General features: G+C 64.3%; 15 protein-coding genes. 3 read left to right on the top strand and 12 right to left on the bottom strand.

Annotated elements, in window-relative coordinates:
* Nucleotides 1-3 precede the first annotated feature (3 nt).
* From QY049_RS17065 to QY049_RS17035, 7 genes are all read right to left on the bottom strand, one after another.
* Nucleotides 4-2,391: a xanthine dehydrogenase family protein molybdopterin-binding subunit gene (locus tag QY049_RS17065; RefSeq protein WP_301269676.1), complete on the bottom strand. Its 2,388-nt coding sequence runs from the start codon at nucleotides 2,389-2,391 to the stop codon at nucleotides 4-6.
* Between the two features lie 2 nt (nucleotides 2,392-2,393).
* A complete protein-coding gene (locus QY049_RS17060) occupies nucleotides 2,394-2,885 on the bottom strand; it encodes a (2Fe-2S)-binding protein (RefSeq protein WP_301269675.1) in 492 nt (163 codons plus the stop codon).
* A 21-nt stretch (nucleotides 2,886-2,906) separates the two neighbouring features.
* A complete protein-coding gene (locus QY049_RS17055) occupies nucleotides 2,907-4,013 on the bottom strand; it encodes an ABC transporter ATP-binding protein (protein ID WP_301269674.1) in 1,107 nt (368 codons plus the stop codon).
* A complete protein-coding gene (locus tag QY049_RS17050) occupies nucleotides 4,010-4,906 on the bottom strand; it encodes an ABC transporter permease (RefSeq protein ID WP_301269673.1) in 897 nt (298 codons plus the stop codon). Before QY049_RS17050 ends, QY049_RS17055 begins: the two co-directional genes overlap by 4 nt.
* Nucleotides 4,903-5,781: an ABC transporter permease gene (locus QY049_RS17045; RefSeq protein ID WP_258765615.1), complete on the bottom strand. Its 879-nt coding sequence runs from the start codon at nucleotides 5,779-5,781 to the stop codon at nucleotides 4,903-4,905. Before QY049_RS17045 ends, QY049_RS17050 begins: the two co-directional genes overlap by 4 nt.
* 81 nt (nucleotides 5,782-5,862) lie before the next feature.
* Nucleotides 5,863-7,224, bottom strand: a complete 1,362-nt coding sequence (locus QY049_RS17040) for a PotD/PotF family extracellular solute-binding protein (protein WP_258765614.1) — start codon at nucleotides 7,222-7,224, stop codon at nucleotides 5,863-5,865.
* A gap of 262 nt (nucleotides 7,225-7,486) precedes the next feature.
* Nucleotides 7,487-8,788 carry an MFS transporter gene (locus tag QY049_RS17035; RefSeq protein WP_301269672.1) on the bottom strand — a complete coding sequence of 434 codons (1,302 nt, stop codon included), beginning with the start codon at nucleotides 8,786-8,788 and terminating at the stop codon, nucleotides 7,487-7,489.
* A gap of 235 nt (nucleotides 8,789-9,023) precedes the next feature.
* On the opposite strand from QY049_RS17035, the gene QY049_RS17030 reads away from it, so the two are divergent.
* Genes QY049_RS17030 through QY049_RS17020 form a run of 3 tightly spaced genes read left to right on the top strand, consistent with a single transcriptional unit; the run spans nucleotide 9,024 to nucleotide 12,795 of the window.
* Nucleotides 9,024-10,238 carry an ABC transporter substrate-binding protein gene (locus QY049_RS17030; protein ID WP_301269671.1) on the top strand — a complete coding sequence of 405 codons (1,215 nt, stop codon included), beginning with the start codon at nucleotides 9,024-9,026 and terminating at the stop codon, nucleotides 10,236-10,238.
* 8 nt (nucleotides 10,239-10,246) lie between these two features.
* Nucleotides 10,247-11,980, top strand: coding sequence for an FAD-dependent oxidoreductase (locus QY049_RS17025; RefSeq protein ID WP_301269670.1), 1,734 nt, complete (start codon nucleotides 10,247-10,249; stop codon nucleotides 11,978-11,980).
* A 20-nt stretch (nucleotides 11,981-12,000) separates the two neighbouring features.
* A complete protein-coding gene (locus tag QY049_RS17020) occupies nucleotides 12,001-12,795 on the top strand; it encodes an IclR family transcriptional regulator (RefSeq protein ID WP_194479794.1) in 795 nt (264 codons plus the stop codon).
* A gap of 7 nt (nucleotides 12,796-12,802) precedes the next feature.
* Here the strand turns inward: QY049_RS17020 and QY049_RS17015 are convergent, their stop codons facing one another.
* The 5 genes from QY049_RS17015 to QY049_RS16995 all read right to left on the bottom strand — a co-directional run bounded on the left by QY049_RS17015 (nucleotide 12,803) and on the right by QY049_RS16995 (nucleotide 16,633).
* Nucleotides 12,803-13,585: an SDR family NAD(P)-dependent oxidoreductase gene (locus tag QY049_RS17015; protein WP_194479793.1), complete on the bottom strand. Its 783-nt coding sequence runs from the start codon at nucleotides 13,583-13,585 to the stop codon at nucleotides 12,803-12,805.
* Between the two features lie 56 nt (nucleotides 13,586-13,641).
* Complete coding sequence (locus QY049_RS17010) at nucleotides 13,642-14,232, bottom strand: thiamine pyrophosphate-dependent enzyme (RefSeq protein WP_301269669.1); 591 nt, start codon at nucleotides 14,230-14,232, stop codon at nucleotides 13,642-13,644.
* A 5-nt stretch (nucleotides 14,233-14,237) separates the two neighbouring features.
* The gene (locus QY049_RS17005; RefSeq protein WP_301269668.1) at nucleotides 14,238-14,768 is read right to left on the bottom strand and encodes a thiamine pyrophosphate-binding protein; all 531 of its coding nucleotides are present in this window, start codon (nucleotides 14,766-14,768) and stop codon (nucleotides 14,238-14,240) included.
* Nucleotides 14,769-15,082: 314 nt separating this feature from the next.
* Nucleotides 15,083-15,784, bottom strand: a complete 702-nt coding sequence (locus tag QY049_RS17000) for a GntR family transcriptional regulator (protein ID WP_194479790.1) — start codon at nucleotides 15,782-15,784, stop codon at nucleotides 15,083-15,085.
* A gap of 105 nt (nucleotides 15,785-15,889) precedes the next feature.
* Entirely contained in the window at nucleotides 15,890-16,633 is a 744-nt protein-coding gene (locus QY049_RS16995) for an aspartate/glutamate racemase family protein (protein WP_194479789.1), read from the bottom strand.

Genomic DNA, 16,633 nt, shown 5'->3' with positions numbered 1-16,633 from the left:
TCCCTATTCCGCGGCCACCGGCAGCGACGCGTTTTGCAGCAGGCGCCAGATCCGGTTCGGCGTCGCCGGCATGTCGACATGGGTGACGCCGAGATGCGACAGCGCGTCGACGACCGCATTGATGACGGCCGCCGGCGAGCCGATGGTTCCAACTTCGCCGCAACCCTTCACGCCCATCGGCGTGTGCGTGCAGAGTGTGGAATGCGTCGCGACCTTCATCATCGGCAGATGGTCGGCGCGCGGCATGCAATAATCCATCAGCGAACCCGACAGCAGTTGGCCGGAGCCTTCGTCATAGACCGCGTTCTCGAACAGCGCCTGGCCGACGCCCTGCACGATGCCGCCGTGCAGCTGGCCCTCGACGATCATCGGGTTGATCACCGTGCCGACGTCGTCGACCGCGGTGTAATTGACCAGCGTCACCGTACCCGTTTCAGGGTCAACCTCGACCTCGGCGATGTGGCAGCCGCCGGGATAGGTGAAATTGACAGGGTCATAATAGGCCTGCTCCTCCAGCCCGGGCTCCAGCACTTCGAGCGGATAATTGTGCGGGACATAGGCCGCGCCCGCGATCTCCTCGAAGGTCTTCGCGCGGTCGGTACCGGCGACGGAGAATTTGCCGCTCTCGAACTGGATATCGACTTCGGCTGCTTCAAGCAGATGCGATGCGATCTTCTTGCCCTTGGCGATCACCTTGTCCGTCGCCTTGGACAGCGCAGCGCCACCGACCACGAGGGAACGCGAGCCATAGGTACCCATGCCGAACTGCACGCGGTCGGTATCGCCGAACACGATGTCGACATTCTCGAAGGCGACGCCGAGCTTGTCCGAGACGATCTGCGCGAACGTCGTCTCATGACCCTGGCCGTGATTGTGCGTACCGATCATGACCGTCACCTGCCCGGTCGGATGCACCCGCACCGTGGCACTCTCGTAGAGGCCACCGCGCGCGCCGAGCCGCCCCGCAAAGCGCGACGGCGCGAGGCCGCAAGCCTCGACATAGGTGGAGTAGCCGAGCCCGCGGAATTTTCCCTTGCTGGAAGAGGCCGCTTTGCGCACGCCGAAATTCTTGACGTCGGCAGCGACCAGCGCGCCATCGAGGCAACCCATGGGATCGCCGGAATCGTACTGCACCAGCACCGGGGTCTGATAGGGGTAGGCCTCCTTCGGGATCATGTTGCGGCGGCGGATCTCGACGCGATCGATTCCCATCTCGGCGGCCGCGACATCGACGATGCGCTCCAGCACGAAGGTCGCTTCGGGTCGGCCGGCACCGCGATAGGCGTCGACCGGGACAGTGTTGGTGAAGACCACCTTCACGTTGCAGTAGATCGCCGGCGTGGTGTAGACGCCGCCAAGCAGCGGACCATAGAGGTTGGTCGGGATGTTCGGCCCGAAGGTCGAGAGATAGCCGCCCATATTGGCGAGCGTGTTGACGCGGAAGGCGAGAAACTTTCCGTTTTCATCCAGGGCCAGTTCGGCCTCGGTGACGTGATCGCGGCCGTGGCGATCGGAAACGTAGCCTTCCGAGCGGCTCGCCACCCATTTCACCGGCCGCCTGACGCGCTTGGCTGCCCAGGTGATCACGGCCTCCTCGCCATAGTGGAACTGCTTGACGCCAAAACCGCCGCCGACATCTGGCGCAACCACGCGCAGCTTGTGCTGCGGGATGTTCAGCACCAGCGCGCCCATCAGGAAGCGCACGACGTGCGGAAACTGGCTGGTGGTCCACAGCGTGAAGCGATCGGTGCCGGGCTCGTATTCCGCGATCGCTGCGCGCGGCTCCATGGGATTGCCGATCAGGCGATTGTTGACGAGGCTGAGCCTTGCGACATGCGCGGCCTTGCGGAACGCGGTCTCGACCGCGGCCTTGTCACCGAGCTCCCAGTCGCAGCAGATATTGTTCGGCACGTCGTCGAACAACTGCGGCGCATCCGGCCTGACTGCTTCGAGCACGCCTACCACGGAGGGAAACACCTCGTAGTCGACCTTCAGCAGTTCGGCGCCGGCGTTCGCCTGCTCCGGCGTCTCGGCAATGACGAACGCCACCATGTCGCCGACGAAGCGCACCTTGTCCTGTGCCAGCATCGGGAACGGCGGCTCCTTCATCGGCACGCCCTTGGCGTCCGAGATACCCCAGCCGCAGGGCAGCGAGCCCAGGCCGTCGGCCTTGACGTCGTCGCCGGTCAGCACGGCAACGACGCCGGGCGAGGCCAGCGCCGCGCTCTTGTCGATGCCGCGCAGCACTGCGTGCCCATGCGGCGACCGCACGAACACACCGGCGGCCATGCCGGGGCGCTTGATATCGGAGACGTAATTGCCGCGGCCGGTGAGGAAGCGCTGGTCTTCCTTCCGCTTCGGTGCGGCGCCGATGCCGATCACATTGCCCATGGTCACTCTCCCTTGGCGGCGTTCATGGCGGCGGCGCCGGCCATCACCGAGACGACGATGTTCTGATAGCCGGTGCAGCGGCAGATGTTGCCTTCGAGGCCGTGGCGGACATCGGCCTCGGTCAGGTCCGGTTTCTCGTTGGCGAGCGCCACCGCGGTCATCAGCATGCCGGGCGTGCAGAAGCCGCATTGCAGGCCGTGATGCTCGCGAAACGCCTCCTGCATCGGATGCATCTGGTTCGAGCCGGGCGCGCCTTGCAGACCTTCGATGGTGAGCAGCGTCGCGCCGTCGAGCGCGGGCGCCAGCAGCGTGCAGCTTTTCACGGGCAGGCCATCGAGATGCACCACGCAGGCGCCGCACTGGCTGGTGTCGCAGCCAATATGCGTGCCCGTGAGATTGAGCTGCTCGCGCAGCAGCTCGGCGACGAGCGTTGCGGGCTCGACGTCGACAGTGGTTGGCCGGCCGTTGAGTGTGAAGGATATCTGCACGGTCATACTCCTGTGCGCGACGGGTCTTTAGGCGAGAGGCAACGCGCTGCCGGCGGCCCATGTGGCCATGACGACATCGCCGACTGTGAAGGGATCTGCGAAGAAGGTCTTTTCCGGCACGTAGGCGACGAACTCGTCATCCGGCACGGTGTCGAGCATGACCTTGACGAAGTAGCCCTGGTATTCGATCGCAAGCACCCGGCTCGGCAGCGAGGTGGTATAACCGGGCGGCAAATCCCTGCCCGGCCTGATAAGCGCGACATCGTCGCGCCGCACGGCAATATCGACCTGGTCGCCGACGTTGACGTTTGCACGAGCCTGAAGCGGCACTTCGATGCCCGAAGGAGCTGCCTGCGCGAGCGTGAAGCTGGCGCCGTTGACCTTCTCGACCCGGCCGGACAGCACGTTCTGACCGCCCATGAACTCGGCGACGTAGCGATCATGCGGGTGGGCATAGACGTCGCGCGCGGCGCCCGCCTGCTTGATCCTGCCCTGCTCCATCACGACGACGAGGTCCGCGAGCGCGATGGCTTCGAGCTGGGTGTGGGTGACGTGAATGAAGGTGATGCCGAGCTCCTGTTGCATCCGCCGCAGCTCCTGGCGCATCTGGACGCGGAGCTGCTCGTCGAGCGCGGACAATGGTTCGTCGAGAAGCAGCACGCGCGGCTCGGTGATCGCGGCGCGCGCCAGCGCGACCCGCTGCTGCTGGCCGCCGGAGAGCTGCGCCGGCAGGCGATCGGCGAACTGCGTCAGCCGCACTTTCTCGATCATGGCATCGGCGGCGCGCAGACGATCGGCCTTGGACTGGCCGCGCACGCGCAAGGCGAAGGCGATGTTCTCGCGCACGGTCAGATGCGGGAACAGCGCGTAGGACTGGAACATCATCGCGGTGCGGCGCTGCACCGGCGCAAGCCCGACGACGTTCTGGCCGCCGATGACGATCTCGCCGGCGGTCGGGTCCTCATGGCCGGCGATCATGCGCAGGATCGTGGTCTTACCGCAGCCGGACGGGCCTATGAAGCAGCAATAGGCGCCGTCGGCGATCCTCAGGTTGACACCGTCAACCACATAGGTCGCGCCGTCGAAGCTCTTGCAGACGCCCGCCAGTTCGATATCGCCGCGATCGTACTTCATTCTTTACCCTTGGCCTGGCTGCCGCGCTTCCTCTGGATCAGCACGATGGTGCCGAGGCTTGCGCCAATGACGATGAAGGAGACGATGGTGGTCACCGTGCCGAGTGCATAGAGCGAGGGCGAGGTGACGTTCAGCGTCATGCTCCAGATTTCCAGCGGCAGCGTGTTCAGCGAGCCTGCGGTCTGCAGGCTGCGCGCAAACTCGTCATAGGACAGCGTGAAACCGAACAGCGCTACCGCGACCATGCCGGGCGCCAGCACCGGGATCATCACCAGCCGGATTGACTGCCAGCGGCTGGCGCCGAGGTCGTACGCTGCTTCTTCCCATACATGGTCGAAGCGCGACATCACCGCGAACATCACGAGCACGCCGAACGGCAGCGTCCAGGAGAGCTGGGCACCGAGCGCGGAGGTGTACCAGCTCGCATTCAGCCCCAGCGCCTGAAACAGGAGCCCCGTACCGAGACCGAGCACCAGGCCGGGGGCGACCAGGCTGCCGATCATCATGTAGAAAACAAACGAGTCGCCGCGAAAGCGCTTGCGGAAACCGAGGCCGGCGAGGAACGAGACCACCACGGTGATGATGGTGACGACAAAGGCCAGCTTGATCGAGCGGTCGAACGAGCCCTTGACGTCGCCGGTCCGCACTTGAGTGAAGAGATCGACGAACCAGTGCAGCGAATGCCCCTTCATCGGGAATACGAGGCCGCCGCGAATGTCCTGGAACGACAGGACGTAGATGCAGAACATCGGACCATAGAGCGCGATCACGTAGGCCGCAAACAGCGTCACCAGCACATAGAACGTCCAGGGCCGGCCGCCCTTGCTCGGCGCGATCGCCTTGGTTGTCGCAGGCGCGACCGTTTCGGGCATGTCGGCGAGAACCGCGCTCATCGCGTAATCTCCTGCCTGACATCGACGGTGCGCAGGATCAGCGAGACGACGGCGACCAGCACCAGCGTCAGCAGCACGGCGCTCGCGGCCGCGGTCGGATATTGCAGCACGCCGACATCCTCGTAGAACGCGCTGACCACCGATGCCGAGCCGCCGCCGGACATCACCTTCACCACGAAGAAATCGCCCATCACGATCGAGACCACGAAGATGGTGCCGAGCGCGATGCCGCTCTTGGACATGGGCACCACGATCAGGCGCATGATGTCGAAGCGGCTGGCGCCGGCATCGATCGCCGCCTCGATCAGCTTCTTGTCTATCCGCGCCATGGAATTGAAGATCGGCACGATCATGAAGATCGTGAGCTGGTGGACGTAGGCGATGACGACAGCGAGGTCGGAGAACAGCAGCACTTCCAGCGGCTGACGGATCACGCCCATCGCCAGCAGCGCCTGGTTGATCAGGCCTTCCTTGCCTAGCAGCGGAATCCAGGAAATCATCCGGATGATGTTCGAGGTCCAGAACGGCACGGTGCACAGCAGGAACAGGCCGATCGCGAGCAACTGGTTACGGACGTGGAACACCAGGAAATAGGCGACGAAGAAGCCGATGATCAGCGTGAAGATCCACGTCAGCACGGTGAATTTGATGGTCGCCAGATACAGCTTCAACGTCAGTGCCGAATGCAGCACCTCGATATAGCTTGCGAGCGTGAAGCCCGGTGTCAGCCCGCCAAAGCCGTCGGTGGCGAAGACGCTCGCGGCCAGCACCACCAGGATCGGCGCCACGAAGAACGGCACGAGCACGAGCACGAGCGGCGAGACATAGAGCCAGCCGGCGAGGTTCGAACGTGAGGGACTTGAGCTTGGCTGCATATCAGCAAACGCCTCGGAGCCGATCTTGTCGCACCGGCGCGTGGCGGCGCCGGTGCTTCCTGACGTCAGGGAAAGCAGATTTCAGGCCACCTTGAAGTCGTTCCAGCGCTTGTTCATGTAGGCGGCCTCGTCCATCAGCGTGTTCCAGCACGAGATGTTCTTGACGCGTTCGAGGAACGAGCCGCCGTCGCGCCTGGTGCCGGCCTTTTCCATCGGCACGCCGTAAGGATCGTTGACGACCTCAGGCGCTGGCTGGCCCTCGTACCAGAACGCCCATTCGGCGGGCGTCAGGAATTTCTTCGCGGTCGAGGGCACCGGGCTGTAGTAGCCGTAGCGCGCGACGAAGCCGCCCTGCCAACCCGAGAGATACCAGTTGAGATATTCGTAGGCGGCATCGAGCTTCTTGCCGGAGAGATGCTTCATCAGGCCCATGCCGTTGCACCAGCCGCGATAGCCTTCCTTGCCGTTCTTGATGTTGACGGGCGCGTAGACGCAGGGAATTTCCTTGACGCGCACCGCGGCAACCGCCGGCGACCACATCGACTGGATCACCACTTCGCCCGCGGCCATCAGCTGCACCGACTGGTCGAAGGTGGTCCAGGTCGCGCGAAACTGGCCTTCCTTCTTCAGCTCGATCAGCTTGTTGCAGGTGAAGTCGATCTCCTCCTTGGTCATGTTACCCTTGTTGCCGTACTTGATCAGTCCGGCACTTTCGAAGCAGAGCGCGGCATCCATGATGCCGATTGCAGGCACGTCGAGGATCGCGGCCTTGCCCTTGAATTTTGGATCGATCAGATCCTTCCATTCGGTCACTTCGTGGCCGACGAGATCAGGGCGATAGCCGATGGAGTCGGCGTTGTAGACCTGCGGCAGGAAGGTCGCCCATTCCGTGACGCCATCGTGGAGATCGGTGGAGTCAGGCTTGGCGATGTACATGGCTTCATAGGGCGAGATACCCTGGCGCGGGATCTTGTGACCATCGATCTCGCCCTTGGTGAAGATCGGCAGGATGTTGTCGAACTCCTTGATCTTCTTGACCTCGATGCCCTGGATCACGCTGCGCTTGGCGGCGAGCTTGGCCTGCCAGCCCTCGAGGTCGGCGATATCGACCGTATTAGGCTGGCTTATGAAGCGGTTGATGGCAGCCGACGTGTCGAGGTTCTGCATCGTCACCTTGAAGCCAAGATCCTTGGCCGCCTGGTCGCCGATCGCCTTCACCACGGAATACGACACACCGACATGGCGCAACTCGATGTCCTTGATCTCCTGCGCCCAGATGGTCGGGAATCCGCGAATCGCATCCGACCCTGCGGCCGCGCCCGCAACGGCCGCCGCACCCTTCAAGAGTGTGCGCCGGCTCAGCTTTTTGGACGACTTGACGTTCGCCTTGGCTTCCAGTCCCGCCGGATCGGAAGCGGACGTCCCCTTGGTCTCATCAGACATGGCAACCCTCGTTGGTTACGATGAACGCGCGTACCGATCGCCATTGATCGGCTGCTTGGTGATCAGTTGCGCGTGAGGCTATGGCCGGGATTTTGCGAAGTAAAATTGGAAGTAAAAATCCGCTGCATAAACGCGGCTAATGGATCAGGCCGCTGCATCGGCTTTCGGCAGGCACGCATAAGAAGGCGTCAGGCCGTGTATGCAAGGCGCGGCAACGGGCCTCGCCGGCCCGTTCGAGCAGCAGAGATGATGACGAATTGCCTCAGGACTTGAGCGTGTCGCGCGCCGTCTCCGGCGTCATCAGCGTCGCGATGATCGTGACGATCGAGAGCGCGATGATGTAGAGCGACACCGGCCAGTAGGAGCCGGCCCAGGCCAGCAGCGCGGTTGCGATCAGCGGCGAGAAGCCGCCGCTCAGCGCGGCTGCGACATTTGCCCCTAACGAGGCGCCGCTGTAGCGCACCTGGGTGCGAAACAGCTCCGGCATGAACGCGGCCTTCGGTCCGAACAGCAGCGCATGCGTCAGCGTCATCGTGACGACGAGTGCCAGCGTGATCAGTACCGGCTCCTTTGTGTTCAGGAACCAGAACAGCGGAAACGCCAGCGCCACCGTGAACACGGCGCCGGCGAGATAGAGCGCCTTGCGACCGAAGATATCGGAGAGCCAGCCGGCGAGCGGCAGCGTCGCGAACTCGACGATTGCCGCATAGACGACGGCATTCAGGATCACCTGGCGCGGGACGCCGAGCTTTGCCGTGGCGTAAACCACGACGAACACGGTGAGGAGATAGGCGAGCCCGACCTCGGACACCGTGATGCCGATCGCCAGCAGAAAGCTGCGCCAGTCACGCCGCAGCACTTCCCAGACCGGCTGCGCCAGCACCTCCTTGCGCTCGACCACTTCCTTGAAGTGCGGTGTCTCTGCGAGCCTCAGCCGTACGATGAAGCCGATGCCGACCAGCAAAATGCTGATCAGGAACGGCACACGCCAGCCCCAGTTCAAGAAATCCGCTTCAGGCAGCTGCGTCATCAGTCCGAAGATGCCGGTGGACGCCGCGACGCCGACGGGAAAGCCTATTTGCACCAGGCTGCCGTAGAAGCCGCGGCGGTTGCCGGCATGCTCGACCACCATGACGACCGCACCGCTCCACTCGCCGCCGAGCCCGATCCCCTGAATGAAGCGCAGGATGACGAGCAGGATCGGCGCCCAGACGCCGATCTGGCTGTAGGTCGGCAGGCAGCCGATCAGGAATGTGCCGAGCCCCATCGCGATCATGGTCGCGACCAGCATTGTCTTGCGTCCGAGCCGGTCGCCGTAATGCCCGATGATGGCGCCGCCGATCGGCCGCGCCACGAAGCCGACCGCATAGGTCGAGAACGCCGCCAGCGTGCCGAGGAAGGGATCGAAGCTCGGGAAGAACAGCTTGTTGAGCACGAGTGCGGCGGCGGTGCCGTAGATCAGGAAGTCGTACCACTCGATCGCGGTGCCGAGCGCACTTGCCCACACCACATGCGCCGTCGTCGACCGCTCCGCTTCGCCGGAGACCCCCGTTGCAACAGTCATTGCCATCCGCCCCACGATTCCACGGGGCATCATGGCCAATCGCTGCTGGGGTTGCAACCTGGAGGAGCATTGTATGCGACCGTGATCACGACGCGTGATGTTCGCACCGCAGCCACCTCACCGTCGTCCGGGCGAATCGCCTCTTATTCGCTATTGACAAACTAATTTGCTAATATCTAACTTTGCCCGGAACATCAGGCCGCGCCAAGCGGCCCATGAAAGAGAGGAAACTTCGATGAGAGGGCTTTTGGCCTGCGCCATGCTCGCTGCCATGATTTCTGCTGCCACGACCACGATCGCCAGCGCGCAAGTCTCCGACGACGTGGTGCGGATCGGCGTGCTGACGGATCTGTCGAACTGGGGCCGCGACAACTCGGGGCCGGGTTCGGTCGAGGCGGCCAGGATGGCGGTGGAGGAGTTCGGGCCAACCGTGCTCGGCAAGCCGATCGAGATCATCAGCGCCGATCACCAGATGAAGACCGACGTCGGCGTCAACATCGTGCGCGGCTGGTTCGACAACGGCAAGGTCGACGCGGTCGCCGATATCCCCAATTCCGGCATCGCGATCGCCGTGCACAACATGGTGCGCGAGCGCAACAAGATCGCCCTGCTCTCCGGCCCCGGCGCGAGCTCGCTGACCGACGAGCTGTGCAGCCCTAACACCGTGCACTTCACCTACGACACCTACGCGCTGTCCAAGGTGACGGCCTCCGCCGTGATCAAGGAGGGCGGAAAATCCTGGTACTTCATCACCGCGGACTATGCCTTCGGCCAGCAGCTCGAGAAGGACGCGACGCGCTTCATCAACGAGATGGGCGGCAAGGTGCTCGGCGGCGTGAAGCATCCGACCAACACCGCGGACTTCTCCTCCTTCGCGCTGCAGGCGCAAAGCTCGAAGGCCGACGTCGTCGCCTTCGCCAATGCCGGGCAGGACACCGACAACGCCATCAAGCAGTCAGGCGAGTTCGGCCTCGTGCAGGGCGGCCAGAAGCTCGTCGGCCTCCTGATGTTCGACACCGACGTGCATGCGATCGGGCTGAAGTCGGCACAGGGCACCTACATGACGACCGCGTCGTACTGGAACATGGACGAGCAGACGCGCGCCTGGTCCAGGAAATTCTTCGCCCGCACCAATGTGATGCCGACCATGATCCACACCGGCGTCTACGGCTCGGTTCTGCATTATCTCAAGGCCATCAAGGCCGCGGGCACCGACGATCCGGCCAAGGTGATGGCGAAGATGCGCGAACTGCCGATCGAGGATACCTTCGTCCACGGCGGCAAGCTCCGCGAGGACGGCCGCGTCATCCGCGACATGTACCTGGCCAGGGTGAAGTCGCCGGAGCAGTCGAAGGAGCCCTGGGACTATCTGGAGATCATCAAGACCGTGAAGGGCGAGGACGCCTTCCGTCCGGTCTCCGAGTCCAAATGTCCGCTGTTGAAGAAGTGAGGTGAGGCATGGCCGGCAACGAGCGCAACGCGAGCGAAACCTACGAGTGCGATGTGCTCGTGGCCGGATCGGGATGCTCCGGCATGTCGGCGGCGATCACGGCGCGGCACCGCGGCCTCGACGTGCTGATCGTCGAGAAGGAGCCGCGCTTCGGCGGCACCACCGCCCGCTCCGGCGGCTGGCTGTGGATCCCCGGGACGTCGCTGGCGAAGGCGTACGGCATCGCGGAGACACCGGAGCAGGCCCGCACCTATCTGCACCACGAGGCCGGCAACAATTTTGACGCGGCGCGGGTCGATGCGTTCCTCAGTGCCGGCCCCGAGGCCGTCGACTTCTTCACCACAAAGACGGCATTGCGTTTCGACATGCCGTTGGTCTTCCCGGACTATCACGCCGAGGCGCCCGGCGGCGCGCAGGGCGGCCGCTCGATGGTGACACGCCCGTTCGACGGCCGCGAGCTCGGCGACCTCATCAAGACGCTGGGCATGCCGCTGCCCGAGCTCACCGTGTTCGGCATGATGCTGGGAAGCGGCAAGGAGATCATCCATTTCATGCGGGTGACGAAGTCGCTGACCTCGGCGGTGTACGTCGCCAAGCGCCTGTCGCGGCACCTGATGGACGTGCTGCGCTACGGCCGCGGCATGACCCTGACCAACGGCAATGCGCTGGCGGGGCGTCTCGCCAAATCCGCGCAGGATCTGAAGATCCCGCTGTGGTTGTCCTCGCCGGTAAGCGAGCTGACGGTCGAGAACGGCGCTGTCACCGGTGCGATCGTGTCGCGTGAGGGCCGCGACGTCCGCATCCGTGCGCGCGCGGGCGTCGTGCTCGCCTGCGGCGGCTTCCCGCATGATGTCGAGCGGCGCAAGAAGATGTTCCCGCACGCGCCGACCGGCAATGAGCACTATTCACCCGGCCCCCCCGGCAACACCGGCGACGGCCTGCGTCTTGCCGAAAGCGCGGGCGGGCATGTCGAGGATCGCCTGCCGAACGCGGCGGCGTGGGTGCCGGTGTCGCTGACCACACGCAAGGACGGCTCGAAGGGCGTGATGCCGCATTTCATCGACCGCGCCAAGCCCGGCGTGATCGCAGTGATGCGCGACGGCAAGCGCTTTGCCAACGAGGGCAACTCCTATCACGACTTCGTCCAGGCCATGATCAAGGCTGCAAAACCCGGCGAGGAGATCGCAGCCTATCTCGTCTGCGATCACAAGACGCTGCGGAAATACGGCCTCGGCTGCGTGCCGCCGTTCCCGATGCCGCTGGGTCATCACCTCGCGACCGGCTACCTCATGCGCGGCGACACGCTGGAGGCGCTGGCGGCGAAAGCCGGCATCGATGCGAAGGCATTCACGGATACCGTCAAGCAGTTCAACACGACCGCGCCGCTGGGGCACGACGCCACCTTCGGCAAAGGCTCAAAAGCCTATAACCGCTACCAGGGCGACGCCATGCACGGCCCGAACCCTTGCATCGCGCCGATCGAGAACGGGCCGTTCTATGCCATCAAGATGGTGGTCGGCGATCTCGGCACCTATGCCGGCATCGTCACCGACGAGAACGCGCGGGCGCTGGACGCGGAAGGACGGGTGATTCCCGGGCTCTATGCCGCCGGCAACGACATGGCGAGCATCATGGGCGGCAACTATCCCGGCGCCGGCATCACGCTTGGGCCGGCGCTGACCTTCGGCTACATTGCCGGACGACATCTCGCCGACAGCGCCGCGAAGCGCAACGCGGCGTAGGCGAATCGCATCGGAGGCGCATGAAGAGAGAAAGCCGCGGCATCCAGTCGATCGAGGTCGGCGGAGAATTGCTCCGTGCGCTCGCCAGAAGCGGCGAGCCGATGATGCTGCGCGATCTCGCCCGCGAAGCCGGGATGACGCCGGCCAAGGCGCATCCTTATCTCGCCAGCTTCTCCCGCATTGGCCTGATCGAGCAGGACGAGACCACCGGCCGCTACGAGATCGGCGCGCTGGCGCTCGAGCTCGGCCTGATCAGCCTGCGCCGCCTCTCCGGCGTGCGCATCGCGCAGCCGAAGATCGCAGCGCTGGCAAGCCAGATCGGCCACGCCGTCTCGCTCGCGGTCTGGGGCACGCATGGTCCGACCGTGGTGCAACTCGAGGAGCCCGGCCAGCCCGTCCACATCGTGATGCGCGCCGGCTCGGTGATGGCGCTGCTGGAGACCGCCACGGGCCGCGCCTTCGCGGCCTTCCTGCCGGAGAAGACGATCAATGCCGCACTCGAAAGCGGGCTCGATCGCCAGGGCGTCGGCTACAATCCGAAGCGGGCGGTGAAAGGCGCCAAGGTCGCAGAAATGCTGGCGGAGGTCCGCAAGCACGGCCTTGCCCGCGCCCTCGGCGATCCCCTGCCCGGCGTCAATGCATTCTCGGCGCCAGTGTTCGATCATTCAGGACATGTCGCGCTTGTCATCACCGCGATGGGGCCGGAAGGCACTTTTGACGCGCGCTGGGACAGCCCGATCGCTCACGCCCTGCGCGATTGCGCGGGCGGGATCTCGAAGCGACTTGGCTACGGGATGACGGCGGCGGCGGAGTGAACGAGCCCTACTTGTCCTTCACCGGCACCGTGTAATTCAGGATCAGGCGGCCGCCATCGGGATAGATCGTTTGGCCGGTGATGTAGGACGCATCGTCGCTGGCGAGGAACGCGACGACGGAGGCGACCTCGCTCGGCTCGCCGCCACGGCCGGCCGGCGTGCGGGACATCACGGTCCTGCGGGCATCCTCGGAGGTATAGATCGACGACGCCACCATGTCGGTCAAGATCGTGCCTGGCCCGACTGCGACGACGCGGATGTTGTGCGGGGCGAGCGCGACGGCGGCGACCGACGTCAGCTGCTTCATGCCGCCCTTGGACATGGCGTAGGTCGCAAGCGCCGGGATCGCCAGCAGCGCGTTCACCGAGGACATGTTGATGATGACCCCGCCGCCGCTGCCTTGCGCGATCATCTGCTTCGCCGCCGCCTGCACGCCGAAGAACGCGCCCTTCAGATTGATGCCGATGATTTCGTCGAATTCCGCTTCGGAGATTTCCAGGATGTCGCGATTACGCGCGACGCCGGCATTGTTGACCATGATGTCGAGCCGGCCGAACTCCTTCACGGCAGTCGCGACGAGCTGATCCACGTCAGCGCGCTTGGCGACATTGCCGACCACGGTCCGCAAGGCATCGGGCCGGCCCAGTTCAGCAGCCGTTGCGGCCAGCCCCTCGGCATCGACATCCGAGATGACGACCTTGACGCCGTCATCGAGGAATCGCTTTGCACAGGCCTTGCCGATACCGCGTGCTGCGCCGGTGATGGCGGCGACCTTGCCGGATAGTTTCATGGTCTCACTCCAGAATAGCTGCTTGCGGCAGGCCTACGCCGGATCAGGACCGAAGGCTAGGCCGCCGCAAAACCGAGATGAGCACGGAACCGGTTCTTGATAAAGACGGCATCGCGCGAGGGCAGCGAACGCGGTGGATTTTCGGCCCTGACCTTGATGACAAAAAGCCGCGGGCCATCGGCCGGCTCGGCAATTTGCGCAGCGAGGCGCTGCACCTCCTCGAGCGTTCGCGCAGTGGCCGTCAGGGCAAAGCCACAGGCCGTCGCGATCACCGTGAGATCGACACCGCGGCCGGTGTGGCTCGCCTGCATGCCGGTCTCGCCAAAATGCTGGTTGTCGATCACGACGATGTCGAGATTGCGCGGTCGCGCGACGCCGATGGTGGCGATACCTCCGAGTCCCATCAGTTGCTCGCCGTCGCCGGTCAAAGCGAGGACGCGCCTGGAAGGCTGGGCCTGCGCAAGGCCAAGGCCGATCAGCGCGGCGCCGCCCATGGCGCCCCAGAGATAAAAGTTGTCGTCGCGGTCGCCCGTCGCATGCAAATCGTAGGTCGGCGAACCCAGGCCGGACACGACCAGCGTGTCGCCGCGATTCTTCAGGAGAGCCGCGACAGCAACGCGGCGATCGAGTTGGGAAGCATTGGACATCGCTATCACCACTTCTTCTTGCCGATCAGGCGTTGCCCGATCAGGACGGCGATCTGCTGGTCGGACCCGTAGGCGAGCGCTGCAGCGGATTCGACGGTCTCGATCAGGTCCTCTGCCGTCTCAGCCCGCATCACCTTCAGCCCGATCGCTTCCAGCGAGGGCTGCGTCGCCCGGCTCATCGGCACCTGCCAGGGATTGAACTCGGCCCATTCGCCGCGCATCGTCACCAGCATCAGCAGCGGAAAGCGGCCGATCGCCGACAGCGACAGCATATTGATGCAATTGCCGACCCCGCTCGACTGCATCAGCAGCACGCTACGCTGGCCGCCAAGCCATGCGCCCGCGGCGATCGCGATGCCTTCCTCTTCCGTCGTCAACACATTGGTGGTGACATCAACGTCGGCGGAAAACATGCGGATGAGCTGGCTGTGGCCGGCATCTGGGACGTAGGACATCTGGCGGACGTCGGCGGCCTTGAGGACGCGATAGAGCTCGGACGGCCAGTCAATTTCGGGATTGGGTTGGGGACTATGCACCGCGAGGTCTCCGTGAATTTCGAGCGGCACTCTAGCGATGTTTGGACGTGAAAGCTCTGACCGTCTGGCACGAACAGGTATTGAAGGATTGTATAGCTGACTTTTGTCGTCATGGAGCAACTGCACATGACTGCGCCTCTCCCCTTGTGGGAGAGGGCATCGCCGCAGGTCGATCCACGCTCGCCGGGGTGAGGGGTATCTCCCCGAGCACTCATACGCATCAGTACACGCCGAGAGATACCCCTCATCCGGCGCTTCGCGCCACCTTCTCCCACAGGGGGAGAACGGACGACACCGTCGTTGCGGCTCGGAGGCTAGTTCGCCCCAGCCCGCGCCGCGGCCGGCATGTAGATCTGCGCGTAGCCTTCCTTGATCGCCGAGGTGATGCGATCGAGGCGGCGGTCGATGTGCTTCTCCAGCACGGACACGCAAGCCTCTTCGTTACGCGCCTTCAGGCCCTCGACGACCGCACGGTGCTCGGCCTGGGTATTGGAGCGGTTGATGCTGTCCATGTCGATCCAGCGCACGAAGCGGATGCGGGCGTTGACGTTGCGCAGCACGCGCAGCATCTCGGCATTGTTCGACATCGCCATCAGCCGCTCGTGGAAGGTCTCGTCCAGCTCGACGAGCTCCACCGATGTGCGTTCGCCCGGATCGGGACCGGTGGCTTCGAGGAATTTCAGCAGCGCGTCGATGTCCTCGTCCCTGGCGCGCTTGATGGCGAGGCGGACCGAGGCGACCTCGATCGACTTGCGCAGCTCGTAGAGATCGAAGATCTCATGCGCGTCGAGCTCGCGGCAGAAGAAGCCCTTGCCCGGCGTAAAGCGCAGGAAGCCTTCGGTGTTGAGGCGGTTGAGTGCTTCGCGCAGCGGCGTGCGGCTGACGCCGAGGCGCTTGGCCAGCTCACCCTCGTTGAGTCGTTCGCCCGGCTTGAACTCATAGCTCACGGCCATCGCCTTGAGCTGTTCATAGACGCGATCGACGATACTATCGGAAGCCAGTTCCACGTTGCTCATATCAGCTGCATTCATGCACGAACACAGCTCAATATATCGGGGGCGCGGCAGCGATTGCAATGCAGACAAGAGTAGAGGTTGTGAAGAGCTTTGTGACAGCCGGACTCAGCTGAAGGCGCGTGGGCGCAGTCCAGCATGAAACCAGGTGATCATGGAATAGATGTCGTAGACCGGCAACCCGACCTCGGCCTGCAGCGCCGCCGCGTAGGGCGGCATGTTGGTGCATTCGAGCACGATGGCGCCGACATCGGGATTTTTCGCGACCAGCTGCTTGCCGGCCTCGACCACGTCACGCTCGGCCTGGGCCACATCCATATCGTCCTTCTCGGCCTTGATCAGGACGCGAAAAAATTCCTTGCCGTGCTCGGTGCCGACCAGCGGCGTATCGAGCGGCACTCCGGCACCTTCCAGATGAGCCGGCGTCAGGGTCGAGCCCGATACCGTGACGAGACCGACGCGCTTGCCCGGCGGCAGCGTCGCCTGCACCCACGGCACCTGCATCAGCGAGGAGGTCGCAACGGGAACGCCGACCGCCGCCGCGATCTCTTTCTGGAAGAGCGAGAGAAAGCCGCAATTGGTGGTGATGGCTTCGGCCCCGAGCCGCACCAGATCCCTGGCCGCATCGATGAAGTCGGGCAGCAGGCCGGCGGCACCCTTCAGCACAACCTTCTCCGGCGAGGCGCCGCTCACCACACGGTAGAGCACGGGAAACGGCCAGGTCGTGCCATTGCCCATGTCGCCGGGGATGCGGGGGAAGCGCGCCTCCAGCATCAGGATGCCGAGCGGCGCGCCGTAGATGGCCTTGCCGCCACGGGCGATGCGGGAGGAGGAGCCGGAAGAATAGGTCAT

The sequence above is a fragment of the Bradyrhizobium sp. WYCCWR 13022 genome, assembly GCF_030435535.1.
Classification (GTDB): Bacteria; Pseudomonadota; Alphaproteobacteria; order Rhizobiales; family Xanthobacteraceae; genus Bradyrhizobium.
This window is presented reverse-complemented; position numbering and strand designations above follow the sequence as displayed.